The 25,226-nt window shown below is 41.1% G+C and carries 19 protein-coding genes; 11 read left to right on the top strand and 8 right to left on the bottom strand.

Features of this window, described 5'->3' with window-relative positions; translation table 11 throughout:
• Positions 1–56: 56 nt before the first annotated feature.
• The 3 genes from NQT69_RS09610 to NQT69_RS09600 are packed head-to-tail and all read left to right on the top strand — an operon-like array spanning position 57 to position 2,589.
• Positions 57–479: a MarR family transcriptional regulator gene (locus tag NQT69_RS09610; protein WP_256828052.1), complete on the top strand. Its 423-nt coding sequence runs from the start codon at positions 57–59 to the stop codon at positions 477–479.
• Positions 480–482: 3 nt separating this feature from the next.
• Positions 483–1,544, top strand: coding sequence for an HlyD family secretion protein (locus NQT69_RS09605; protein WP_256827461.1), 1,062 nt, complete (start codon positions 483–485; stop codon positions 1,542–1,544).
• 10 nt (positions 1,545–1,554) lie between these two features.
• Positions 1,555–2,589, top strand: coding sequence for a DUF2955 domain-containing protein (locus tag NQT69_RS09600; protein ID WP_256827460.1), 1,035 nt, complete (start codon positions 1,555–1,557; stop codon positions 2,587–2,589).
• Between the two features lie 59 nt (positions 2,590–2,648).
• On the opposite strand, the gene NQT69_RS09595 is transcribed toward NQT69_RS09600, so the two are convergent.
• Together NQT69_RS09595 and NQT69_RS09590 are read right to left on the bottom strand one after the other, a co-directional pair.
• Positions 2,649–3,806, bottom strand: a complete 1,158-nt coding sequence (locus NQT69_RS09595) for a benzoate/H(+) symporter BenE family transporter (protein WP_256827459.1) — start codon at positions 3,804–3,806, stop codon at positions 2,649–2,651.
• A 113-nt stretch (positions 3,807–3,919) separates the two neighbouring features.
• Complete coding sequence (locus tag NQT69_RS09590; protein ID WP_256828051.1) at positions 3,920–5,116, bottom strand: alkaline phosphatase family protein; 1,197 nt, start codon at positions 5,114–5,116, stop codon at positions 3,920–3,922.
• Positions 5,117–5,261: 145 nt separating this feature from the next.
• Here NQT69_RS09590 and dgt point away from each other — a divergent pair, with 145 nt between their 5' ends.
• The 3 genes from dgt (at position 5,262) to NQT69_RS09575 (ending at position 9,145) form a co-directional block, all read left to right on the top strand.
• Positions 5,262–6,725, top strand: a complete 1,464-nt coding sequence (gene dgt, locus NQT69_RS09585) for a dGTPase (RefSeq protein ID WP_256827458.1) — start codon at positions 5,262–5,264, stop codon at positions 6,723–6,725.
• A 68-nt stretch (positions 6,726–6,793) separates the two neighbouring features.
• The gene (locus NQT69_RS09580; protein WP_256827457.1) at positions 6,794–8,242 is read left to right on the top strand and encodes a hypothetical protein; all 1,449 of its coding nucleotides are present in this window, start codon (positions 6,794–6,796) and stop codon (positions 8,240–8,242) included.
• Between the two features lie 213 nt (positions 8,243–8,455).
• Positions 8,456–9,145, top strand: coding sequence for a DUF3313 family protein (locus tag NQT69_RS09575; RefSeq protein ID WP_256827456.1), 690 nt, complete (start codon positions 8,456–8,458; stop codon positions 9,143–9,145).
• 26 nt (positions 9,146–9,171) lie between these two features.
• On the opposite strand, the gene NQT69_RS09570 is transcribed toward NQT69_RS09575, so the two are convergent.
• From NQT69_RS09570 to NQT69_RS09550, 5 genes are all read right to left on the bottom strand, one after another.
• Complete coding sequence (locus NQT69_RS09570; RefSeq protein ID WP_256827455.1) at positions 9,172–9,837, bottom strand: class I SAM-dependent methyltransferase; 666 nt, start codon at positions 9,835–9,837, stop codon at positions 9,172–9,174.
• 12 nt (positions 9,838–9,849) lie between these two features.
• On the bottom strand, positions 9,850–13,500 hold the full coding sequence (locus NQT69_RS09565; RefSeq protein ID WP_256827454.1) for an AAA family ATPase: 3,651 nt from the start codon (positions 13,498–13,500) through the stop codon (positions 9,850–9,852).
• Entirely contained in the window at positions 13,497–14,744 is a 1,248-nt protein-coding gene (locus NQT69_RS09560) for an exonuclease SbcCD subunit D C-terminal domain-containing protein (protein WP_256827453.1), read from the bottom strand. The genes NQT69_RS09565 and NQT69_RS09560 overlap by 4 nt, the downstream gene beginning before the upstream one ends.
• Positions 14,745–14,819: 75 nt before the next feature.
• The gene (locus NQT69_RS09555) at positions 14,820–15,059 is read right to left on the bottom strand and encodes a hypothetical protein (protein WP_256827452.1); all 240 of its coding nucleotides are present in this window, start codon (positions 15,057–15,059) and stop codon (positions 14,820–14,822) included.
• 129 nt (positions 15,060–15,188) lie between these two features.
• On the bottom strand, positions 15,189–15,431 hold the full coding sequence (locus NQT69_RS09550) for a hypothetical protein (RefSeq protein WP_256827451.1): 243 nt from the start codon (positions 15,429–15,431) through the stop codon (positions 15,189–15,191).
• Positions 15,432–15,634: 203 nt separating this feature from the next.
• On the opposite strand from NQT69_RS09550, the gene NQT69_RS09545 reads away from it, so the two are divergent.
• The 4 genes from NQT69_RS09545 to NQT69_RS09530 all read left to right on the top strand — a co-directional run bounded on the left by NQT69_RS09545 (position 15,635) and on the right by NQT69_RS09530 (position 20,273).
• The gene (locus NQT69_RS09545; protein WP_256827450.1) at positions 15,635–18,073 is read left to right on the top strand and encodes a M1 family metallopeptidase; all 2,439 of its coding nucleotides are present in this window, start codon (positions 15,635–15,637) and stop codon (positions 18,071–18,073) included.
• Positions 18,073–18,585, top strand: a complete 513-nt coding sequence (locus NQT69_RS09540; protein ID WP_256827449.1) for a DUF6702 family protein — start codon at positions 18,073–18,075, stop codon at positions 18,583–18,585. Before NQT69_RS09545 ends, NQT69_RS09540 begins: the two co-directional genes overlap by 1 nt.
• 170 nt (positions 18,586–18,755) lie before the next feature.
• Positions 18,756–19,379 (top strand): HAD family hydrolase, encoded by a 624-nt coding sequence (locus NQT69_RS09535; protein WP_256827448.1) that lies wholly within the window; start codon positions 18,756–18,758, stop codon positions 19,377–19,379.
• Positions 19,380–19,547: 168 nt separating this feature from the next.
• Positions 19,548–20,273, top strand: a complete 726-nt coding sequence (locus tag NQT69_RS09530) for a YebC/PmpR family DNA-binding transcriptional regulator (RefSeq protein WP_256827447.1) — start codon at positions 19,548–19,550, stop codon at positions 20,271–20,273.
• 189 nt (positions 20,274–20,462) lie between these two features.
• On the opposite strand, the gene NQT69_RS09525 is transcribed toward NQT69_RS09530, so the two are convergent.
• Positions 20,463–22,649, bottom strand: coding sequence for a malate synthase G (locus NQT69_RS09525; protein WP_256827446.1), 2,187 nt, complete (start codon positions 22,647–22,649; stop codon positions 20,463–20,465).
• Positions 22,650–22,888: 239 nt separating this feature from the next.
• Here NQT69_RS09525 and NQT69_RS09520 point away from each other — a divergent pair, with 239 nt between their 5' ends.
• On the top strand, positions 22,889–24,490 hold the full coding sequence (locus tag NQT69_RS09520; RefSeq protein WP_256827445.1) for an isocitrate lyase: 1,602 nt from the start codon (positions 22,889–22,891) through the stop codon (positions 24,488–24,490).
• Positions 24,491–25,226 lie beyond the last annotated feature (736 nt).

Here is a 25,226-nt window from a genome sequence, read left to right as displayed (position 1 = left end):
CCGAGATTGTGTCACAACCTTTTCATGAAACTTTAGATTTAACATTATGCGGTAATATGGGCCGTGTACATCGCTTATGCCGTGAGGCCATTACTGCTGCGGTTGAGCCTTTGGGGTTAACTCAGTCACGTTGGACCGCGATGATTCACATTAATCATTTGCCTGATGGGGCTACGCAACAACAGCTAGCCCACAGTCTAGGAATTGAAATGCCTTCTCTGACTCGAACCGTTAAGCAACTGGAACAGCAACAACTCATTATTCGTCGTGTCGATATTGAGGATAAACGAAGTCGTCGAATTTATTTTACTGATCAAGGTAAGCAACTACTCACCACCCTAACCGTATTGATCACTGACATAAAACAGCAGTTATACGCCGGGTTAAGCACCGAGCAACTTGATGTGATGGCTTATGGTCTGGTGCAAATGGAAGAGAATGCTCGACGTTGTTTAACACTGTTAAATCAAGAGAAATAAACGATGACACCTGATCAAAAGTTTGCCCGTTATGTCAAAATTTCCTTAGCTGGATTTATCTTCCTTTTTGCCTATTTTGTAATTGCAGATATGTATTTTCCTGTTACTCCTCAGGCACGTGTTTTTCACCCTGTGATACAAGTTACACCCCAAGTAAGTGGTCGTGTTAATGATGTTTTAGTGAATAACAATCAAGCCGTAAATCAAGGTGACACGTTGTTTTTAATTGAACCTACTGCATTTGAATTAGCGGTTGAACAAGCGCAGTTAGCGTATGCTGATACGCAGTTACAGAATCAGCGCCTTGATAGCAGTGTTAAAGCGATAGAGGCTCAACTAGCGGCTGCAAACGCGAAATTGCATGAGCAGGCGTTGTTATTTGAGCGTAGTGAGTCGTTACTCAAACAGCGCTCTATATCTGAACAAGAATATGAAACTATCAGTGCTAATTTTCAATCAAGTAAAGCGAATGTTGCCGCAGTCGAATCGCAGCTAACAGAGGCAAAACTTGCTCGTGGTCAAGTTGGTAATGAGAATCTTGCATTACGTCATGCGCAAAACTTACTTGCTCAAGCTAAGTTAAACTTGTCTTATAGCCAAGTCAGTGCCGATGTGGATGGTAAAGTGGCCAATTTGCAAGTAAATCGCGGTACTTATGCTAACAAAGGGCAGCCCATGTTGGCTATTGTCGCTAATAAAGCTGATTTAGTTGCTGACTTTAGAGAGAAATCACTAACCCATTTCAAGCTAAAAAGCGTCGCAAAAGTAACGTTTGACGCTTTACCAGGTCAAGTATTTGAGGGTGTTATTAGTTCATTTGAAGCAGGGGTGAGTGATGGTCAGATCAACGCAAATGGCTTATTAAGCAGTACTGAAAGTAGTAATCGTTGGGTGAGAGATGCCCAGCGCCAGCGTATTCATATCGAGTTAAAACAGCCACAACTGCTTAGCCAGTTACCCAGTGGTGCCCGAGCGACAGTTCAACTTCTACCAGAGTCAACCCTTGGTCAGTGGTGCGCCAGTGCGCAAATTCGGTTAATTAGTTTACTTCACTTTATTTATTAGGCAAGGCAGTATGACAGCACCTTCTCTCGATAAAAATGGCTTGAGGCAAGCGCTGCGTATTGCTGGCGGCAGCGCGCTTGGATTTAGTTTATGTAAACTAATGAATTGGCCTAATGGCATTTTCTTTACTGTTTATCCTATGTTGTTACTAGGTTTAGTGCCGATTTTAAACGGCCATATTATTCGCCAGTTTTTTGCTAGTGCGGCGTTTAGCGCATTTTTTGTCTTAGTGGTGCAAGGGTTGTTTTCGCATTTGCCTGTTGTGATGACCCTGTTAAGTTTTTTCGCCTTTGCTTTTTTATTTTATCAGATGAGCCGAGGAGCTAACTTTTTGTTTGGTGCGCTGGGGGTGGTTGGTTTATCTATTCAGCTGCATTTCGCCAGCTATGTGGGAAGTGGCACGAGTATCTATCCACTCATTATTAGTAATGGGTTAGCGGTGATGACAACTGTATTGACTGCTATATTAATGCACTTTGTGTTTCCAGATGTCGCTCCACGCCCGGCTCGAGAGCGGCCAAATAAAGCGATAGAAAGTGTGCGTCATGAAGTATTGCTGTGCTCAAGTGTGGCAACCTTATCGTTTGTGATTTTTCAAATATTTGACTTACAAGATTCAATCTCAGCACAGGCAGCCTTTATTTTAATTTTATTCCCGTTATGTTGGAAAGCAGCAGGTATGGCAGGTTGGCAACGGGCAGTTGGTACGCTTATTGGCTGTAATTTGGCGTTGATATCGCAACTATTTTTATATAATTACACCGATATTTTAGTGTTTCCTGCGTTAATACTATGGAGTTTAACCTTTATCTTTAGTCGGTATCATATAGTCGCTGGCGGAATGCCTGGTGTTGGATTTGGCGTGATCACTACCTTTGGCATTTTATTTGGCCAGTCACTTGGGCCGGGGCAGGACTTAGTGTATAGCGCTTTGTATCGTTTTTCGTCAGTGTCGGTGGCTATTTTGGTAAGTTTATGTGCAGTGTATATTATGCACCATATTCTTAATCGCTTTAAGGTAACCCGCCACCATACATTTGATTAGCATGATGGCGTTTGACTAAGGTAAGGCGGCTTGGCTTCATGATCGTACAGAGTGCATATTTATTTACGTGGTATTAGCCACAATGTTAAAGCGCCGGCTAATATTCCCCAAAAGGCAGAGCCTACAGAAAACAAGCTGAGATCAGACGCTGTAACTAAAAAAGTGATCATGGCAGACTCAGTGTAATAACTGTCTGACAGTGCTTGTTGTAAGCTTGAAGCAATCGTAGTAAACAGTGCAATCCCAGCCAGTGCTAATATGAGTGCCTGCGGTAAACTGGCAACTAAACCTACTAGTGTTGCTGCGCCAATTGCCATCAAAATATAAAAAATCCCGCCGGCAATACTTGCCCAATAGCGTTTGCTTGAGTCTTTATCTGCCTCACTGCTCATACAGATTGCTGCGGTAATGGCTGCTAAATTAATCGCATAACCACCGAATGGCGCAATAAAAATATTTGTAAACCCAGTCACGTTTAGTGACGCAGAAACCGGCGCTGGGTAATTATGTGCTTTGAGTACTGCAATTCCAGGTAAATTTTGTGAGGTCATGGTGACAATATACAGCGGAATACCTATGCTGATCATCGCTTGCAAGTTAAATTCTGGCGCAATGAATGCAAACTCGCTCATTTTCCATTGCCAGCTACTGGTATCTATTTGCCCTGTTACACCCGCCATAATAAACCCCGCCATGAGCACCATTAACATAGTAAAACGCGGCATTAAGCGTTTGCTAAGCAAGTAAATTAGCACCATCACACCGATTAACAGTGGCTGTTTGGCCATGAAATTAAACACATCGATGCCAAAAGTGACCAGCACGCCAGCGAGCATTGCGCAGGCAATTTGACTGGGAATGCGCTGCATTACTTTTTCAAACCAGCCTGTGATACCGGATATAAACACCAGTAATGCGCTGAACATAAACGCACCAACCGCTTGATTTAAGCTATAACCTTGTGCGCTGGTTATTAACAAAGCAGCACCTGTAGTCGACCAAGCAATTAATATTGGTATTTTATAATAATAAGACAGCCCAATGGAGGTCACGCCCATTGCAAGGCCTAACGTGAGTACCCAACTGGCAACTAAGTCAGCAGTGCCACCAAGCACTATCACAACTTGATAAATCAGTGCGATTGAGCTCGTAAAGCCAATAATTACAGCTACCAACCCGGCGGTAACTCGACTAAGTATTTGATCTGAGATTTGCATGTCGTGCCTTGATATAATGGTTAAACCAGTTATACCTAAGCTTTCTTTTTCTCGCTAGGTACAATTTTAAAACTATGACTAAGGTCTAACCATTATCACTTTTAGCAGACTTTTTATTTTAATGCTGGTTGAAGTGTTTTACCATCGCTGTCAATTTGACTGAGTATTTTAATCCCCAACACTTTAGCAATGAGCGGGTAAACATCTAAGTTATTAACTTCATCAATCACTAAGCTTTGTTTAAATGCAGGCCCATTTGCTATAAAGGTTGCTGCCATATCATCGTTATATGCATAGCCATGAGTCCCTAAGTAGTTCACTTTGCCTTCATTAGAAAATGCCCTAGGCGCAGTTGTTTGTAAAATAATGTCGCCAGTACGGCCATTACTTGGATAATGATACTCATCCCGTTGACTATCAGTCAGCACGGTATAACGCCCTTTTGCAGCTTCAGCCAAGCGCTTTTTGTACGCTGTTATTTGCCCTTGAGTGGTTTTATTATTGGCATAAATAAGTACCCGAGGGCCGGTATTTTTAACCATAAATGCGTCATCTTCAGGTAAGCTATTCAAAGGAATGCTTTGTTCTGGGTCAACTTTACTCATACCGTGATCAGAAACTAAAACTAAATTAGCATTAAGCGATAGCGCATTGATACGTGAATGTAATTGGCCAATTAATTCATCAAGTTGATGTACCGCCGCTTGGGTTTGCTTTGCATCAGGGCCAAATTCGTGTCCCATACTATCAACTAATGAAAAATAGCTGATCACCAAGCGAGGTCGCTGTGCTTTAGGCAGTGTTAACCATTGCACTATTTGGTCAACTCGATTTTGATAGTCGCTATGTTTTGAATAATGGTAATAATAATCGGGTAGCATACCATTAAAGCGCGCATCTGATTCTGGCCAAAAATAGGTGGCTGACTTTAAGCCCTGCATTGAGGCTAAATTCCATAATGGAATGCCGTTAAACCAAGTGCTGTCGTCTTTGCCCTTACCCATGCTATAGCATTCATTACGTTCGCTGTCGCAAAAACGGTTATCTACAACCCCATGGTTGATAGGCAGCAGCCCAGTAATTATTGATAAATGATTTGGGAAGGTTTTAGTGGGATACACTGGGCGCATTTTAAGGCCTCGTACTCCCTGCTGCGCTATTTTAGCAATGTTTTTAGCACCATGCTTTTCAATGTAATCCCAACGAAAACCATCAAGGGAAATGAGCACCACAGTGTTCTGCGATGGTTCTGAGGCGTTAGCTTTACTTATACAGCTGACAGCTAACAATAAATATATAAAAAACTTCATCATCAATTACTTAAATTTAAACCGTGTGTTTTACTAGTGTAATACGCATCTGTTGCAAAAATAAGACCTAATAATGGGGAAAATATTAAATTCTCTTTTTCTAAACAAGCTGTTAGATTAAAACTAAGTAATAAAAGGAGCTGCTATGATCGACTTTCGAAAAAAAATAACGCCTGCGCGTGAACTGCGTTCGACTGCTAATTTGCACACGGCACTGGAAAGTGATCGAGGCCGAATAATTAATAGTGCGGCAATTCGTCGATTACAGCAAAAAACCCAAGTATTCCCGTTAGAACGCAATGCAGCTGTGCGCTCAAGACTTACTCACTCGCTTGAAGTGCAGCAAGTGGGACGCTTTATCGTACAGCGTATTTTTCATTATTTAACGAAAGCAGAGCAGCGAAACTATGGCTTACTCGATTTAGAACGGCCACTAGAGAGCTTGGTTGAAATGGCGTGTTTAATGCACGATATTGGTAATCCACCGTTTGGCCACTTTGGTGAAGCGGCAATTAACCAATGGTTTCAAACCCACCTTGAAAGCATTACACCAGAGCGCTGCAAAACTGCCAACACCGGAATTAGTGTTATTTTTAAACATCTGCGCGATGATATTCAAAACTTTGAGGGGAACGCTCAAGGGATTCGAATTGTACATTCATTATTGTCACTTAACTTAACCTATAGCCAAACGGCAGGAATATTAAAATACACGCGCCCTGCTAGTATGGCAAAGAGTGATAGCCCAAAAGATAAAAACTATTTAATGAAAAAGGTTGGTTATTATTTTAGTGAAAAGCCGTTTATTGAAGCATTACAAAATGAGTTAGAGATAAAGCAATATTGTCGTCACCCCGTCAGCTATATCATGGAAGCAGCTGATGATATTTCTTACTGTTTGGCAGATATTGAAGATGCGGTTGAAAAAGGGATTATCAGTGTCGAATCATTATGTGAAAAACTAAAGTATCAATATACCCGTACTTTGATAAATCTCACTATCGATGATACTGAGCATCTAGACTTTGCAGAAAAGGCTATTGATTATGCTTATAACAAGGCAAGTGAACAACCTTATAATTTCAATAGTGAATTCTTTATTTATCTACGCGTGTCGTTAATGCATCCGTTAGTTAATCATGCGGCTAAACGCTTTATTGAACATATTGATGCAATTTACCATGGTGATTTTAATCAAGCTCTTCTAGAAGATAAAAGTTATTTGCATGCAGTGACTAAAACTTTAAAACAAGTCGCCTTAGAGCATGTATTTTGTCATCAAGAAGTCGGCAAATTAGAGTTACAAGGATATCGCATAATAAGTGGCTTACTGGATTGTTATAAGCCATTACTGGCGCTCAATAGTGATGCGTTTAAACGAGTATTAAAAGGTGATACAGGATTTTTAATTGAATCCAGATTAATCAAGAAACTATCTAAAAAGCACATAAATAGCTACCAAAAAGCGATCGATCATTTAACCGATGAACCTGATCACTTTGCTGCTTATGAATTTTATTATCGTTGTCGGCTTATTCAAGATTACATTAGTGGTATGACAGATCAGTTTGCTTATGATGAGTATCGTTCACTGATGGTCATTGACTAGATTAATTAGCATAGTGATATTACACTTGAGTCATTGTGTTTTATCGGTGATAGATATTTGTAATGGCTATGTATACACGACTTTTTTTATTCATTCTTTTTAGTTGTAGTTTTAACGGTACGGCAAAATACAGCGAGGCAATGTGTATTTTGTATAAGCAGCAAATGCAGCAGTATAGTTATGATAAAAGCAGCCAAAGTTATCGCAAGGCAAAACGTGATTTTGACAAAAACTGTAGTAATCCACCGGTCGAAAAGAAACCCCAAGAGATAGTTAAAGAGCCTGCCAAGGTTGACATAATTGAAGATGAGCCGGTTGATACTGACTTAGAGCCGCTCACGGATACTGTAAACCCCCTTGACAGTACAGAACAAAATACGCAGCTAGTAACTGAGCAAGCTGATGGTTCTACTGAGCTTGTGGCTGAAGCTATAGAGCAGAATACGCAAGCAGTGGCAGCAGATGAAAAGCTGCAAGAGGTAGCAGTTGAGGAACAACAGGTCGTAACTGATATTGAACCTAGCACTGCTGTAAAACAAATAACGCCGCCCGTGAAGCCGATTATAAATCCACCCATAACAGCAGCAGAACAACCAACTTCATTAATGACTCCACTATTAATAATTATTTTAGTATTATTAATTGCCGGCTGGGTACTATACAAACTGCGCATGAAAAAGCAGTCCCGTGAACAGTCGAGTAAACTTGTTCAAAGCAAACCTGATGTTCCACCTGTTGCGAAAAAGTCAGTTAATGAAATTAATGATGCAGCAATAAAGCCCGCTCCACCACAAACAGACATGCAACAAAGCGAACATTTGAGTGTAAATAGTGACAGTGACGCGGCTGATTCAAAGCTTAGCGACGAAACACTCGCAGTTGATACTACTGATTCGGTAAAACCAATGCTCAGTACAGAGCACGATTTTAAAGAACCAGAAATACGCACGTTTGATCCTAATGCGCCTTTACCAGGTGTAAAGGCAGGCGTTGAATCGCACACTAAAGCTGAAAAATCTGAACAACACCTAGAGTCTGAGTTAAATAAGTCGGCAGCCGATGAGCTCGAGCAAGCGCCTAGCCCAATTGCAGACAATGATATTGGCAATCGTACTCAGGATTTCGATATTAGCACTAAACCAGACACTGATCCGGCGACGTTACAAAATGACGAAACACTAACCACTGCGCCATCAGTACCAATATCCGATGAAACACCATTAAGCTCAGCAGATATGTCTGACGATGAGGATGAAATTGCCCAGGCGTTAGCTGCACTTAATAACGAAATAGACGCAGAGCAACACAAAGATGAGCCGAACGTCACAGATGATAGTAACCCATCTGCTCAAGAGCAGGGTGATAAAGCTAACCCGTTTGCAAATTTATCGTTAGACCCAACTTGGGATCCAAATAACGATGAAAAGCCAAAGATAGAGGCGAAAAAGAAAGCACCAAAATCTGCGCAGTTAATCGCGGCAGAAGAGCGAGCTAAACAACTGAAAACAGATGAGTAAATTTATAGTTTTAACGTGGTTTTTATTGAATTTAGCTTATTTACTATTAGTAAAACTATTTAATCTACGGCCGCGTCAATATTCGGTGTGGGCTTTATTAATGTAAACTGAGCTGTAAGTATCTGTATGATGGCGCATGAGTTAGCTAAAAATACTTTCCACACTCGAAAATAACAGTACTATTAATAATCTCTATTGATAAGGAAAACAACAATGACTAAATCATTACTGGTTTTAAGCTTAAGTCTAGTACTTGGAGCATGCTCTAATACGCCTCTTTCAGTCGATACAACACAGCAAACTAAAGACGGATTATCAAAAGTTGAAAACGGCAAAATGAATATGGCCTATGTTAAAGCAGGCATGGATTGGAGTCGCTTTACTAAAATTTATTTTGCACCTGTGACTGTTACTAATGATCACCCTGAGGGTTATAAAGCCCCGCGAATAGACACCCGCGCTGATGGGTTAAACGCAACCTATGATTTGGATGATAAAACACTGCAAGAGCTTGCAACCGCTTTTAATACCGTAGCTAAAGATGTGTTTGATGGTGAACAACCATACCAATTGGTTAACTCAGTGGATGAGAATACGTTAATTGTTGAAGTGGCGATTACTGATATTCGTTTAAGCGCGCCGGTAGAAAGTTCTCGTCGTAGCTTTCAAACAGCGGGCGGTGCAACCTACACACAAAACTCTGGCTCAATGATGTTGTTAGCACAAGTCAAAGATGGAAAAGATAATACGGTTATTGCAAAAGCCGCTGATCGGGGACAAACCATGGATCAGTGGCAGCAAAACACGAAAGTATTCAATATGGGAGATGTTAAAACCATTTACCGTAGTTGGATAAATGGTTTCAAAAACGCCTTAATGCAAACTCACGCTGCTAATAAATAGCTATCTATAAAGCGTTAAAGTACAGTTTAACGCTTATGCATTACATAGCCACTAAAACCAAGCGCTTTAAAGTACAGCTTTGCAACACTAAAGCGAGTTTCATCGAGCAGATCAGCTAGGCGAATTCTATCAAGCGGATAAAACTCATGTTCAAAATTGTGTTTCATTCGCTCAACGCCTACTTCGGTAAGCCCCAGTTGCTGGCAAAGGGCAAATTGAGCATCACGCTCAAAACCGGTTTCTGGGCGCATTAAATCAGCTAAATACAGGTTCGCTTGTGGTTTGAGCTGCTTTGAGATTGCTTTAAACATTGCTTTTTTATCGCCGTTATCTGCTAAAAAATGCATAACAAATAAGCATAGCGCTGCATCAACTGGCTCTTCTAACTGCGATACGTCGCCAACATGAACCTTCACTCGTTCACTTATGCCTAAATCAGAGAAGCGTTGCTGGCCAATATTAAGCATATCAGTGGAAATATCCTGTGCGGTGAAGCGCCACGTCGCATTTATTTTCGCAAGCTCGGCAATTTCTTTGCCAGTGCCAGAGCCGACAACTAAAATATGGGCGTTATCACCCAAGGTTGCACTAAGCTGTGCGGCCGTGGTGTTATGGAGCAAGTCATAACCTGGTATTAGTCGTGTGATACGAGAGTCGTATTCAGTTGCTTCATCTTGTGTAAATGTTGGCATAGTCTAGTTCCTTTAAATAATAGAAATAGTTGAATAACCACCTGGTTTTTTAGCTACATGAACCTGGTTAGCAACCCGTTCAGTCATTTGCGATACATGAGATATAACCCCCACTTTTCGCCCTTGTGCTTGCAGTGAATCTAGTGCATCCATTGCAATACTGAGTGTTTCGCTATCTAACGTACCAAACCCTTCATCAATAAACAAAGAGTTAATACTTACTTTGTTTGATGACAGTGACGCAAGGCCGAGCGCCAACGCCAGTGAAACTAAAAATGACTCTCCCCCAGAAAGTGTATTAACAGAGCGTTGCTCGTCCGCCATATCGCGATCAATAATGGCAATATCGAGAGTTTGAGCGATAGCCGTTAACTCGTAGCGTTTATTCAGGGTTTTTAAATGGCTGTTTGCATAATGTAGCAATATTTTTAAGGTTTGTGTTTGCGCTAAATTACGCATTTTTTTGCCTTCTTTATCACCAATGACTTTATTCAATAAGTGCCATTGCTCAACACGCTTTTGCAATGTTTTGAGTTCATTTTGCTTGGTTTGCAAGTTATGCTGATTTTGCTTGTGTTGCTCAAGCTTGGTACTTACCTCTAACAGTGATTTTTGCAGCTTGGTATGTTGCTCATTTAAGGCGTTTAACTGCTCAATTAACTCGCTGTGCGGTTGTGCTGGCTTATTATTATTTTGATGCTGCGAAAGTGTGTTTTGTTGCTGTTTTAACGCGGCATCAGCATCAATCAAGGCTTGGCTATACTGCGTAAATTGCTTTAGTTGTGCTTTAATTTCTTCATTATTTAAGCTGTGTAGAAGTGCTACCTGCTCATGAGTCACCGTGGTGAATTGAGCTTTAAACTCGATAAACCATTGCTCATAGCGAGCCTGCAGTTTAGCTTGCTCTTGTTTGTTCTCTGATAAGCGTAATTGATGCCCTTTTAACGTAATGGCTTGCTCATCACGTTGTTTTACCGCGCTGTCATAGCTATGCTGGCTTTGCGTTAGCTGTGTTTGGCTAAGCTCAAGTTGTGCGTTTAGCTTGGTTTGGTACTCATCAGCAGTTAGGTTTTCATTATTAAATAGTGCCAAACGCTGGGCCTGTGAGTTGCTTTGTTGCAGCTGTAGCTTGTCTGACTCTTCATTTAGTCTCTTTAAGGTTTGCTCTACCTCATTTATTAGAGGGCTAAGTTGCTGAATTTGCTGCTCAGCTGTATTGATTTTCTGTTGGGCTTGCTCAAGCTGGGTTTGTGTTTGCTGGTAATGTTCAACCTGCTGCTTTAAATCGGCTAAATCGAGCGCATCGTTTTGTAATTCATGCCAAAATTCACTCTGAGCGAACTGTGACTCAAGCGTGGTGGTTAATTCATTTTGTTGAGCAGTCAGCTCATTTAGTTTGTTATTACATTGAGTTTGCTGGTTTATTAAATCAGTATGCTGGGTGTTGTATTGTTGCTGCGTCTGTTGCTGAGCCTTTAGAGTATTTTGTAATTGGTTGACGGTTTCTTGGCGTTGTTGTAGCTTTTGTTGCGCCTCAAAATATTGGCTTTTTTGCTGTGCTAACTGTTGATAGTGAGTGGCTAATTGCTCTGGTGATAATTCATTTAGTTCACCGCGTGTAGCTTGCATCGTATTACTAATTTCAAGTTTATTCGCTCGAGCAGTTTCTATTGTACGTTGTAATTGCTCATGCTCACTCTGTAAAACAGCATGCTGAGTTTGTTGTTGATGAAACCGTTTAAGTACCAGTTCTAATTGCTGCTTAGCATTTTGATAGTGAGTTTCAAAGTCGGCGATTAAGTTATCGAACTGTTGGTTTTGCTCCGTTATAAAAGGGTGTTCAGTTGCTCCACACACTAAACATGGCTCATTGGGTGTCAGTTGTGCTCGTAGGTGCTCAACATTCTCACTGGCGCGAAGACGCGCTTGATTTAAGCTGTATTCACAGTGTTTAACAGCTTGCTCTGCACTAGCTACATCCTGCTTTAACGTGCTTTGTATGCGCTCACTCTCACTGAGCTTTGTTGTAACTAGATTTTGTTGCTCATAGCTGTGCTTGAGTTCTTGATTGAACTGCTGATAACGCGTGCGCTGCTCTTGTAAGTATTCAATACTTTTAAGCTGAGTATCGCACTGCTCAATATTAAACTTACCTTGCTGCTCATTAAGCTGCTTAAGGGCTGCTTGCTCACTGAGTAATGCTTTCTCACTCTGTTCGGTCAGTGCGTTTTGCGTCGCGAGCACTTCATTCAATTTGAGATGCTCTCGATCTAATTGACTATTTTGAACCGCTGTAGCGCTTAATTGCTGCTTGAGCTGCAACCACTGTTTAAAACTGTGGTGATAGTATGTCCAATCTAAGGCTAACGGTTTAAGTTGGCTATGTGGACTGAGCCATTTTTGGCACTGCTCACTGAGTTTGATGGCTTCATCACGGTGACAGGTGCTTTGCTTAATTTGTTGTTGTAACTGACTCAGTTGCTTTTGTTCTTTAGCAACTTGTTGCCCCGTATTGGTTATCGCTTGAGCCTGCATAGCAAGTTGGCTATCCAATTGGCGAGCTTGCGCTATAACAGGCTCTGCTGCTTGCAGTTGGTGTTTTGCTTTTTGTAAGTCATCACTGTATTTTTGCTTTGTTTCAGCAAGCTTAGCTATAGTTGAAGCGTGATCAATCTGCTCTAAGTCAGCGATTGTCTTTTTCAACTCATTATTTTGCGTATTAAGCTGCTCAAAGCGCTCTCTATTATCTTTTATTTCTGCCGCTGCTTGGGCTTGCTTTGCTTGGTTGCTTTGCTCTGCTATTGCTTCAAGCGCGTCATTGGCTTGTTGCTGCTCGGCTAAAGCGTTGGCGAGAGCTTGCTCTAGTACTGTGGCTTGTTTATACCAATTAACACCTTGCTCTGACACCGCAAAGCTTTCTTTGTTAAGTGCTAGCTGTTGTGTTAAATCGGTTACCTGCTGATTATTAGCTGCTAACTCTTCATCACTGAGCAAGGTGTAATTTGCTAGGCTAGCATTGAGTATCTCAAGTTCATCTTTTAGCTCTTTATGGCGTTCAAATACCCTTTTACCGATTAAACTAAACTTATCAGTACCGGTTAAACATTCTAAAAGTTGTGCCCGTTCATCGCCTGTGGCCTTTAAAAAGGCGGCAAATTCGTGTTGCGCTAATAGTACAGCGCGAGAAAACTGCTCAAAGCTTAAGCCTATCTTAGTTTCTACTTCTTTTACGGCTTGGCTTTTGTCAGCTATTAGAACGAGATCAGGCAAAATATATAAACTATGTTCGGCCGTCTTTAACTTACCCGTTACTTTTTTATGTGCTCTTTGAATTGTATAACGCGCGCGGTAAGCTTGTTTATCTTGGCCAATAAAGTCAACCTCAGCAAAACCTTGCCAGCTCCCTCTTCGGAGCAAGTTACGAGGGTCATTTAGCTTGATATTGTCGCCATTAAAATCAATTAAATTCCCCTTATCGCCCCTTAAACGTGCCGTTTTAGTGTAAAGAGCGAGGCAGATTGCATCTAAAAATGTGCTTTTTCCTGCACCGGTATCACCGGTAATAGCAAATAAACCCGCATCTTTCAGTGGTGCTTGGGTAAAGTCAATTTCAGCATCAACAATTGAGGCTAAATTATGTATGCGTACTGCGGTTATTTTCATAGTTGTTCTTGCTCCGTCAGTTCACTAATAACTTCGTTTAACAAACCTTTAAGTTCGTCAGGTACGGCCTCTCCAGCCATGTCTTTATCATTGGCAAAAGCTTGCTCTAATAAGCTTAGCGGATTGAGCATCTCGACTTGGTTTAGATCTTCAAACACGGTGTTGTCACTGTGTGTTTGTTTATGCTCTCGCACCCGTTCAATACCACAAAAACGTACGTTTTTACCATCAAGTGCTTGTTCTATTTGCTCTCTAAATGTGGTGTCAGTATCACTGGATTTAAGTTTTACTCTTAAATACGCAGGAGCAATATTTTTTGCTATATCTAAGTCTTTAATTTGTTTGCACAGTTCGGGTAAGGGCACACACTCTCCCTTGGGTAACACAATGACATCGGCAGTACGCGAAATGTAAAGGGGCTTTACAGTTGTTGTTATTTGTTGATTTTGTTCAGTATTAAACTCAATGACATTTACTTGATGGGTATAATCTCGCTCAGAAAACGACATAGGCATCGGTGTACCGCTGTACCTAATCGCATCAGATTTAGCGACTTTTTGCGCTTTGTGTAAATGACCCAGAGCCACATAATCAGCATGTTCGCTAAATACCTTCGCAGTTATGGCTTCTTCACCACCTATGACTAAATTACGCTCGGAGTCACTGGAAATGTCACCCCCTTTGGCGTGCAAGTGGCCCATAATGATGAGTGGTGTGGTTTTGGCTTTATTTGTGAGTGCGCTTTGGGTGCTGAGCTCATAGGCTTGTGCTACGCCGTGAGCATAGCTTACGCCATCTTCGGTGTTACTTAGTGTGCTGACGTCACTGGCACGTAAAAAAGGCATAGCGACAATATGGGCGTAGGTATTTTGATGGTTAATCTTAATCACCACATTTTCAGGTTGCTGCGCCTCAAAGCGCCCTACTACATGGGTGTCAAACTGAGCTAATAAAGGTTGGGCTGCTAAAATACGATTGGCAGAGTCATGATTTCCCGCAATCAGCACTATTTGTAATTCGGGACAGCGCTTTTTAACATCTTTTACGAATTGATATAGTTGGTTTTCAGCACTCGCTGCTGGTGTTGCAGTATGGTATATATCACCAGCGACTAAGAGTAAGTCAATTTTTTCATTTGCGAGCGTGTCGATGAGCCAAAGAAAAAACGCTTGATGTTCATGGAACCTAGAGTGTTCATAGAATTGTTGGCCAAGGTGCCAATCTGAGGTATGTAAGACTTTCATGTCACGCTCTTAAAAAAGGTTAAGAGCGTCAATATACCCAAGCTAAAACAAGATGCAAGGGCCTACTTTAAATCTTTACGAGCTTAAACTGTACCAAGCAAAAATAACAATAGGTAAGGCAAGTAGGGCCATCATTAACGGTACTTTTAAAGCGCGGGTTTGTTTAGCTTGAAGCGCTTTTAATGCATTAGTTTCATTGCAGGCTGCCACTTTATCAATATAAAAATAGCCTGAATCTAGATACTGTTTACAACTTTGTTCGTCCGCTGGTATAGCAATTAATTCTTGTTGTTTTTTTAGGATATAAAAATCCATACGCCCACCGTATTTTCTGCTTCATTTTGGAACACGTTTGAGAGAAAAGCTGCGCTATTGCTTCCCCTCAAATCAAAAAAGTGGGCGATTTTAAATACAAATGACGGTAAAGATCAACTAAAAAATTCACTATTTATCAATTAGAGAGTAAATACTTAAAATTATCGCTAAAAGCAGCAAACTTGTGCATAAAGCGCGCCACTTTTTACTGTTTTTACGCCGAGTTGGATGGCGATCTAAAGCGTCATTTTTGTCCCTTGCGGCGATGACTTCGACAAACTTAAAACCTTTATTTTTATACTCGTTAAGGAGAGATTCTTGTGCAGGAATTGCTGCGACACATTGATCTTTTTTTACGATGTAAAATTTCATCTTGGACTCCTATTAAGTAGCTACCTTATACTTTAGTAAACTGGTCTGAATTAAACCTGAATTAGGTTGTAAACCCCCTTTACATTAAGAGCTGACGAATAACATATTCTTTACCTTATTAAATCGGGGCTTGGTCGCTATTTTATTGAATTTAGTCATGTGTTTTGCCAAAGTATTATCACGTAAATTTAACAGGATTAATTATGAAAAAGGCAGTTGTTACTTTAGGTGCTTTGCTAGTACCTTTGGCAATGTCGAGTGCGGTACTTGCTTCTTCGGTAGTGCAAACTAAAGGCTCATTTGTTGATAAATTTCGCCAACTTGATGAAGCGTTGCCAACACCTAACGTATATCGTAGTGCCGCAGGTGAACCGGGTGAAAAATACTGGCAGCAGCAAGTAAATTATGAAATAGATGCCAAGCTTGACGAGAAGAACCGTCGTTTGACTGCAAGTCAAAGTATTGAATATAAGAATAACTCGCCTCACACGTTAAAATACTTATGGTTACAACTAGACCAAAATATTTTTAAAAGTGATTCAATCGCTGAGCGCACCGCTACATTTAATGCTGGTAAATTACAAGGCCGCCCTGATGCCAAACCAACTAAGCTTAGTTTAGGGCAATTACGTCGCCAGCAATTTATGAGCGATAACGAGCTAGGTTTTACCATTGCCAATGTTAAAGACGACAGTGGTGATGAGTTAAAGGTTACAATTGTAGATACACTTATGCGTATCGATTTAAATGAGCCACTTAAACCTGGTCAAGACGTTGAGTTCAGCATGGACTTTGCATTTAATATTGTTGAGGAAGATGCTGTAGGCGCTCGTTCAGGTTATGAGCACTTTGAAGAAGATGGTAACGACATCTTTTTACTTGCGCAGTGGTTCCCTCGCCTAGCGGCTTACACCGATTATGAGGCATGGACAAATAAAGCCTTTTTAGGTCGTGGTGAGTTTACCTTAGAATTTGGTGATTACGATGTTGAATTAACGGTTCCTGCTGACCATATCGTATCAGCAACGGGTAAGCTTGATAATCCTCGTTCAGTTCTTACTAGCACTCAGCGTAGTCGTTTAAAAGACGCTGAAAATGCTAAACGCCCTGTTTTCATTGTGACTGAAGAAGAAGCTCTTGAGAACGAAAAAGCAGGCACTGATAAAACTAAAACGTGGCACTTTAAAGCAGAAAATGTACGTGACTTTGCATGGGCTTCATCACGTAAATTTATGTGGGATGCTAAAGGTTATAACCAAGGTGGCGATGAGCAACCATTAGTAATGGCTATGTCATTCTTCCCTAAAGAAGGTGGCGACTTATGGAAGAAATATTCTACTGAATCTGTGGTTCACACCATGGAAGTTTATTCTCGTTTCTCATTTGACTACCCATATCCGGTTGCACAATCAGTAAATGGTCCTGTAGGTGGTATGGAATACCCAATGATCACCTTTAACGGCCCGCGTACTGAGCTGCAAGATGATGGTAGCCGTACTTATTCGCAAGCTGAAAAACGCTTTTTAATTGGCGTAGTTATCCACGAAGTCGGCCATATCTATTTTCCTATGATTGTTAACTCAGATGAGCGCCAATGGACTTGGATGGATGAAGGCTTAAATAGCTTTTTAGACGGTGTTGCTGGCCGTGAGTGGGATCATACAATCCCATGGGGTGTTGAACCGCGCGATATCGTGGCGTACATGAAGTCTGAAAATCAAGTGCCTGTAATGACTCAATCAGATAGCGTATTACGCCTTGGTCCAAATGCTTATACTAAACCTGCTGCCGCACTTAATATTTTACGCGAAGTGATTTTAGGTCGTGAACTATTTGATTTTGCCTTTAAAGAATATGCACAGCGCTGGAAGTACAAGCGCCCTACTCCGGCTGACTTTTTCCGTACAATGGAAGAAGCCTCAGGGGTGGATCTAGATTGGTTCTGGCGTGGCTGGTTCTACACAACGGATCATGTTGATATCTCTCTCGATAAGGTTTATCAATTACAGTTAGATACGAAAAACCCTGATATTGATTTCAAACGTTTACGTGACATTGAAGCAGATAAACCAATGCCATTATTTGTTGAGCGTAACCGAGCTGAAGGTAAAAAGTTATGGGTTGAAGAAAACCCAGACGTGACTGATTTCTATGATGCTAATGACCGTTTTACCGTCACAAATAAAGAGCGTAATGCTTACAACAAGTTCTTAAAAGGCCTAGAGCCATGGGAACGTAAAGTATTTGATCGCGCCATTGAAGAAGACAAAAATTACTACGTGCTGGAGTTTTCAAACTTAGGTGGCTTAGTAATGCCTATCTTACTTGAGTTGACTTATGAAGATGGCAGTAAAGAAGAGCAGTATATTCCTGCCGAAATTTGGCGTCGTAATCATAAGCATGTACAAAAGCTAATTATTACCGATAAAAATAAACCTGTAGTGTCTGTATCTGTGGATCCTCGCTGGGAAACTGCTGACGTTGATGTTGAAAACAACCACTACCCGCGTCGTATTATTCCTTCACGTATCGAAGTGTATAAACGTGAAAAGAGTAAAGCGAAAGTAAGTCGCGATATCATGCAAGATATTAAAACTGAACTTAAAACAGACGAAGAAAAAGAGACTAAGGAGCAAAATTAATGCGCTTAGTGCTCATTTTTTTAGCTCTTATAATTGCTGCGCCAGTGATGGCGCATCAATTAAAGGCATCGGTAACAACGGTTTTATTTAACAAACGCACTAATAATATTGAGCTTATGCATCGCTTTTACTTACATGATACAGAGCATGCAGTGGAGCATTTGTTTCCTGGTGGTGCAGATATTATTAGCAATAAACAAGATCAACAGCGCTTTGCAAAGTACATAGAATCTCATGTAGCACTGCAGACGTTATCGGGCGACCCTCTTAATTTGGTTGAAGTGGGTGCGCAGGTTGATGGTAAGTTTTTTTGGGTTTATCAAGAAGCGCCTATTCCTGAGGATATTCAAGGAATTCGAATGAGTCATGGTGCGTTGCGAGATCTTTGGCCTGCACAAGTCAACATGGTGAATGTAGAAGGTAAAGGTAAAGTCAAAACCTTACATTTCACTCAGAATGACACCTGGCTAGAAGCGCGTTTTGAACCAAAGCAAGCGAATACCTCACAGTAAATAGTTCAGTTCCCAACCTACGCGCACAGCTGTTTTGTGCGCGTTTTTTAAATTTAGATAGATTAATATACTAAAAAAGATCAGTTGATCCTTTGCAAAACAAGCCGCGTACACTATCTTAAAGTAATGCGGATGTAGCTATGAAAAAACAATCATATACAAGGAATGGTATGAATAGTCATCATGACAATGTGAAGGGTGTTATCTTTGATTTAGATGGCACTTTGGTTTCGTCTGAGTTGGATTTTACCTTGATAAAAGCCCAGCTTGGTTGCCCTGAAGAGCATGATTTACTTAGCCACATAGCAGCCCTTCCTTCGCCTTATATGCGAGAAGAAGCAATGAATATCGTACATCAGCATGAACTTATTGATGCTCAGCATGCAAGTTTGCTCCCCGGCGTTGCAAAAACGGTTGGTTATTTAAAAGAGCTCGGTATGCCGATGGCTATTGTTACACGCAACTATGATCGTGCCGCAGCGCTGAAATTAAAAAATAACCCCCTGCCTATTCAAACGGTGTTAACCCGAAGCGATGCTCCACCTAAACCTGATCCTAGCGCACTTAATGCAATTGCTACGTTATGGCAGCTAGAGCAAACTCAGCTGCTTTATGTGGGAGATTACCTTTATGATATACAAGCTGCGCAAAATGCTAATATGCGTTCATGCTTATATGCACCGGGTAAAGTTCCTGATTATGCTGAGCAAGCTGATTATGTTTTGCACCACTTTAGTGAGCTTGCATTATTGATTGATGAACTTACTGAGCAACATGTAGCACTTCACAATTAGTGTATTATGTTAAATTACCCTGTTTTTTGTTTTTAACTAGACCTAACTAGATTAGAGGGCTCTTTTTACAGTTACAGCCGTGACTTATAATTGTGCGTTAGCTACTAGCTCAACAGTGTTTGAATTGGTAAAATATCAGTCATATCGAGTTTACAATAGAGGCACAAGATGGGCAGAGCATTTGAAGTCCGCAAAAATTCTATGGCAAAAACTGCCAATGCGAAAACGAAAGTTAATTCTAAATACGGTAAAGAAATTTACGTTGTTGCCAAAAACGGTGAACCTGATCCAGAAGTCAACCAAGCACTCAAACGCATCATTGAGCGTGCTAAACGAGATCAAGTTCCAGCCCACGTAATCGATAACGCGATTAAAAAAGCAGCAGGCGGGGCAGGGGAAGATTATTCACCAGCACGCTATGAAGGCTATGGCCCTGGCAACTGCATGGTGATTGTTGACTGTTTAACAGATAACCCAAATCGTACTATCAAAGATGTACGCTTACCGTTTACTAAAACAGATTCAAAAATTGGCACCCCTGGTTGTGTAGCTCACATGTTTGATCACCTCGCTGTACTTGGTTTTAGTGGTGATGATGACGAAGTGGTACTTGAAGCTCTGATGATGGCTGACGTGGATGTAACCGATGTAGAGGTTGAAGATGGAAAAGTATCTGTTTTCGCACCGCACACAGAATATTACAAAGCGAAAACAGCCCTAGAAGAAGCATTTGAAGGTATCAACTTCGAAGTAGACGAAATCACCTTTGTGCCACAAGTCCATGTTGATATAACTGATGAAGATGATATCGCCAACTTTGAAAAATTCATCAACATGCTAGAAGACTGCGACGACGTACAAAACGTCTATCACAATGCAACGGTTATTAGTTAAGTAAAGTTAGCGAGAGTAAAGCTAGCTAGGATAAATCTTGCGTAAGATTACGCCGTTGTTTTGAAAGCGCATTATTTTTAATGCGCTTTTTTGTTGGTTGCTGAATGTTAGCCATTCATTGTAGTTATGAATAGGTAATAAAAAAGCCAGCGCTAAGGCTGGCTATGACACAAACAAACTTTATTATGGCTAACTCGCTAACTCACTTTTATATTTAATCCGAAACGCATGCAATAGTGGTTCAGTATAACCACTTGGTTGTTTTACCCCTTCCAATACAAGGGCTAATGCAGCTTGATAGGCGGTGCTATTCGCTAAACTCTGGGCTGAATCCGCCATGTTTTTATAAGCCGGATCGTGGGCATTTTGTTCATCGACCACTTTAGCCATTTTTGCCATTGTATTTTCTATTTGTGACTGGGTACACACCCCGTGATGCAACCAGTTGGCCATATGTTGGCTAGAAATCCGTAATGTAGCTCTATCTTCCATTAAGCCTATGTGGTTAATATCAGGTACTTTTGAACATCCAATACCTTGATCTATCCAGCGCGCGACATAGCCTAGAATCCCTTGCGCGTTGTTGTCTAGCTCGGCTTGAATATCTTCTTTAGTTAGCGTGTTAGGATCTGCCATTAATGGCGGTGTAAGTAAATCAGACAAACTTGCCTCAATGCGCGTTGCTATGGCTTTTTGACAGGCAAATACATCAATATCATGGTAATGCATTGCGTGTAATGTGGCAGCGGTAGGCGAGGGCACCCAGGCGGTATTAGCACCAGATTGCGGATGCGCTACTTTCTGCTTCATCATTAACGCCATTTTATCGGGCATTGGCCACATGCCTTTCCCAATTTGTGCGCGGCCACTTAAACCTGTTTGTAAACCGATATCAACATTTCTATCTTCATAAGAGCTAATCCAAGGCTGCTGTTTAATAGCCGCTTTTGGTAGTACTACACCTGCTTGCATCGAGGTGTGTATTTCATCACCTGTGCGGTCTAAAAACCCTGTATTAATAAACACTACGCGCTCTTTAGCTGCTGCAATACAGGCTTTTAAATTAACCGAGGTACGGCGTTCTTCGTCCATAATTCCCATTTTTATGGTATTTTTTGGCAATGCTAATACTTCTTCAACGCGTGAAAATAAAGTATTAGTAAAAGCGACTTCCTCTGGCCCATGCATTTTAGGTTTTACAATGTTTATGCTCGCAGCCGATGAGTTTTTAACCGCGCTATTACCTAATAAGTCATGTAATGCGGCTGTGGCTGTGATCATCGCATCCATAATTCCCTCAAACACATCTTGGCCGTGGCTATCTTGGATGGCTGGGTTTGTCATTAAATGGCCTACGTTACGCACAAACATCATGCTACGACCTTTTAAAATGAGTTGCTTGCCATCAACACTGGTAAAGTGTTTATCGGCATTCAGCTTGCGCTCGACGGTTTTGTCTGCTTTGGCAAATGTTTCCACTAAACTGCCATTCATTAAGCCTAACCAGTTTTGATAAACCTGCACTTTATCCTCTGCATCGACTGCTGCAACAGAGTCTTCGCAATCCATAATGGTCGTTAGGGCAGCTTCCAGTACTACATCCTTTAACCCTGCCTTATCAGCTTTACCAATAGGGTGCTGATGATCTACTTGTAGTTCGATGTGTAAACCGTTATTTTTCAACAAAATAGAGCTCGGGTTCTGTGCTTCACCAATATAACCAACAAGCTGTTCTGGTTGTTTTAAGCACGTTTGAGAGCTGTCTCTGAGGGTAATTATTAATTGCCCATTGACGATAGAGTAATTGCTACTTTCAATATGCGAGCCGCTTTCTAGGGGGAGTGATTTATCTAAAAACTGTCTGGCATAAGCCATCACTTTAAAACCACGAACAGGGTTATAAGTAGCCCCTTTCTCTGCACCATCTTCTTGCGATAATACATCAGTACCATAGAGCGCATCGTAAAGTGAGCCCCAGCGGGCGTTGGCGGCGTTCAAGGCAAATCGGGCATTACTCACTGGCACTACAAGCTGCGGGCCTGCACATTGTGCAATTTCAGGTTCAACTTGGAGGGTTTCAATCTGAAAATCTTCAGGTTGTGGTGCCAAATAACCAATCTCGGTTAAAAAACTGTGGTACTGCTGAGCATCCCACTGTTTATTAGTTTGATGGTATTCATCAATTTTTTGTTGCAGAACATCGCGTTTAGCTAGAAGTGCGCGATTCGTGGGCGTTAAATCTTCGATTATTTTAGCAAAGCCTTGCCAAAATTGTTGCTCGCTAACACCTGTGTCAGGTAGAAGCTGTTGATTAATAAAGTCAGCTAACTGCGTATCAACAGTTAAACCAAATAGGCTGTGAGAGGAGGTTGTCATAGTTGCTATCCTTTAAACGGTCACGGTGCATAAATATCTTATGTGCTAACCATAACGTAAAAATGCCAAGATGGATGCCTTTTAAACATTCATAAAAAATATACCCGGCATAACAACTATAAATTTACTAAATCTAAAAAATCCGCCTAATGTTGAATTAAGCGCTACGGAGCACATGCCCCATAGTCTCTCTCACAACAAAATAAATATTTGCTTTAACCGTTCAAAGGATTTTTATTATGAGTACTTATCAACATCACACAGACACATTAGCAACTCTTTGCCAAACTCAAGGCAAAACGTGGCAGGCAATTAATCCAGAATATGCAAGTCGTATGCGTTTACAAAATCGCTTTCGTACTGGGCTGGATATCGCACAATTTACCGCTGATATTATGCGTGAAGATATGGCGGCATATGATGCAGATACCAGTCAGTACACTCAATCACTTGGTTGTTGGCATGGTTTTACAGCGCAACAAATGATGATGGCCATTAAGCGTCATCAAAAAACCACAAAACGTAGTTATGTATACTTAAGTGGCTGGATGGTTGCAGCGCTACGCTCTGAATTTGGCCCATTGCCAGATCAAAGCATGCATGAGAAAACCTCTGTGCCAGCATTGATTGAAGAAATTTATACCTTTTTAAAACAAGCTGATGCGCGTGAACTTGACCATTTATTTAAAGACCTCGATGCCGCAAAAGCAAGCGGTGGCGATGTGCAAGCAGTGCTTGATAAAATCAATAACTTTGAAAGTCATGTAGTGCCCATTATTGCTGATATTGATGCAGGTTTTGGTAACGAAGAAGCTACTTATTTACTGGCTAAAAAAATGATTGAAGCGGGGGCTTGTGCGATTCAAATCGAAAACCAAGTGTCAGATGCTAAACAATGTGGACATCAAGCGGGCAAAGTAACGGTGCCGCATGAAGATTTTTTAGCAAAAATTAATGCGGTACGTTATGCGTTTTTGGAGCTGGGCATTGATAACGGGATTATCGTAGCACGTACAGACTCTCTCGGTGCTAGCTTAACGCAAAAAGTGCCGGTATCAAAAACGCCAGGCGATTTAGCAAGTCAATACAATGCGTTTTTAGAAACTACGCCTATTAATGGGGTAGAAGATTTAAACGAAGGCGATACGGCAATGAAGCTAGACGGCCAATTGTGTAAACCAACTCGCCTTGAAAATGGCCTTTATCAGTTCCGTGAGGGGACAGAGAAAGATCGCGTGGTTCTTGATTGCGTCACCAGCTTACAATCTGGCGCTGATTTATTGTGGATTGAAACTGAAAAGCCACATGTTAAACAAATTGCAGAGCTGGTAAATCGTGTGAAAGAGCAAGTACCTAATGCCAAGTTAGTTTATAACAATTCACCATCATTTAACTGGACGTTGAAATTCCGCGAACAGGTTTATCAACAATGGCTTGATGAAGGTAAAGACCTTTCAGCTTACCCAAGTATCGATGATAACAAAGCACTCATGGCGCCAGAAATGGATAACACTGAGCTTGCGAAAGCGGCCGACGTGCTAGTACAGAACTTCCAACGTGACGGCGCACGTGAAGCGGGCATTTTCCATCATTTAATTACATTACCTACTTACCACACAGCGGCATTGAGTACAGATATTCTATCTGAAGGCTACTTTGGCGACTTAGGAATGCTTGCTTATGTACGTGATGTGCAACGTCAAGAAATTCGCCGTGAGCAAGCATCTGTTAAGCACCAAGATTTAGCAGGGTCAAATATGGGTGATACGCATAAAGAGTATTTCTCAGGTGAGAATGCGCTTAAAGCCGGTGGCGAAGCAAACACTATGAACCAGTTTTAGCTTTACCTACTAGCTAATCTATTCCTATCAACAATGTTACCAGGGCCGCAAGGCCCTTTTTTCCTGCAGAGCTAAGTAAAAAAGCTTGCGCACAACTGGTTTTATACACAAACTAACTCGCCAACTCAGATCACTATTTAACTAGGTTAAAGTTTCAAACGGCAATCTGGATCAGAGTTTAACTAGCTGCTCATTTTGGCCTAAATATTTGGATTAGGATTTTATCAGCTAACCTTTTACTTGCTACTTTTTAAGAAAAAGTCCGCTTTAATGGCTTTTTTGCCGAACAAGAAGCGGGATTGCAGGTGAAAATACCTGCTATTAGCCATTAAATAAAAAATATAAACCGATTTTTTACTAACTCTAAACAAGGGCAAACCACTTTTTTACCAACTTAAACGCCATAAACAGTGACTCAAACCGATTTTTTACCAACTCAATTGATTGATATTACAATAAACCGAAATTTTACTAACTCAATTAAGCGACAAAGTCCGATACTTGGTTTTAGTATGTAAGGGGTTACTCACATTATTAGTGTAAAGGGGGTTTACAAAAAGTTAGCGAGGGTAAAGAGACGCAGTACTTGACTACCGCGTTTAAAAATTTATTCTGATCAAACTCGCAAACTCGCAAACTCGCAAACTCGCAAACTCGCAAACTCGCAAACTCGCAAACTCGCAAACTCGCAAACTCGCAAACTCGCAAACTCGCAAACTCGCAAACTCGCAAACTC

The sequence above is a fragment of the Pseudoalteromonas shioyasakiensis genome, from assembly GCF_024518675.1.
In the GTDB taxonomy this organism is placed as follows: domain Bacteria; phylum Pseudomonadota; class Gammaproteobacteria; order Enterobacterales; family Alteromonadaceae; genus Pseudoalteromonas; species Pseudoalteromonas shioyasakiensis_B.
Note: the sequence above shows the minus strand (reverse complement) of the source record. Positions and strands in the feature narration are given on the sequence as shown.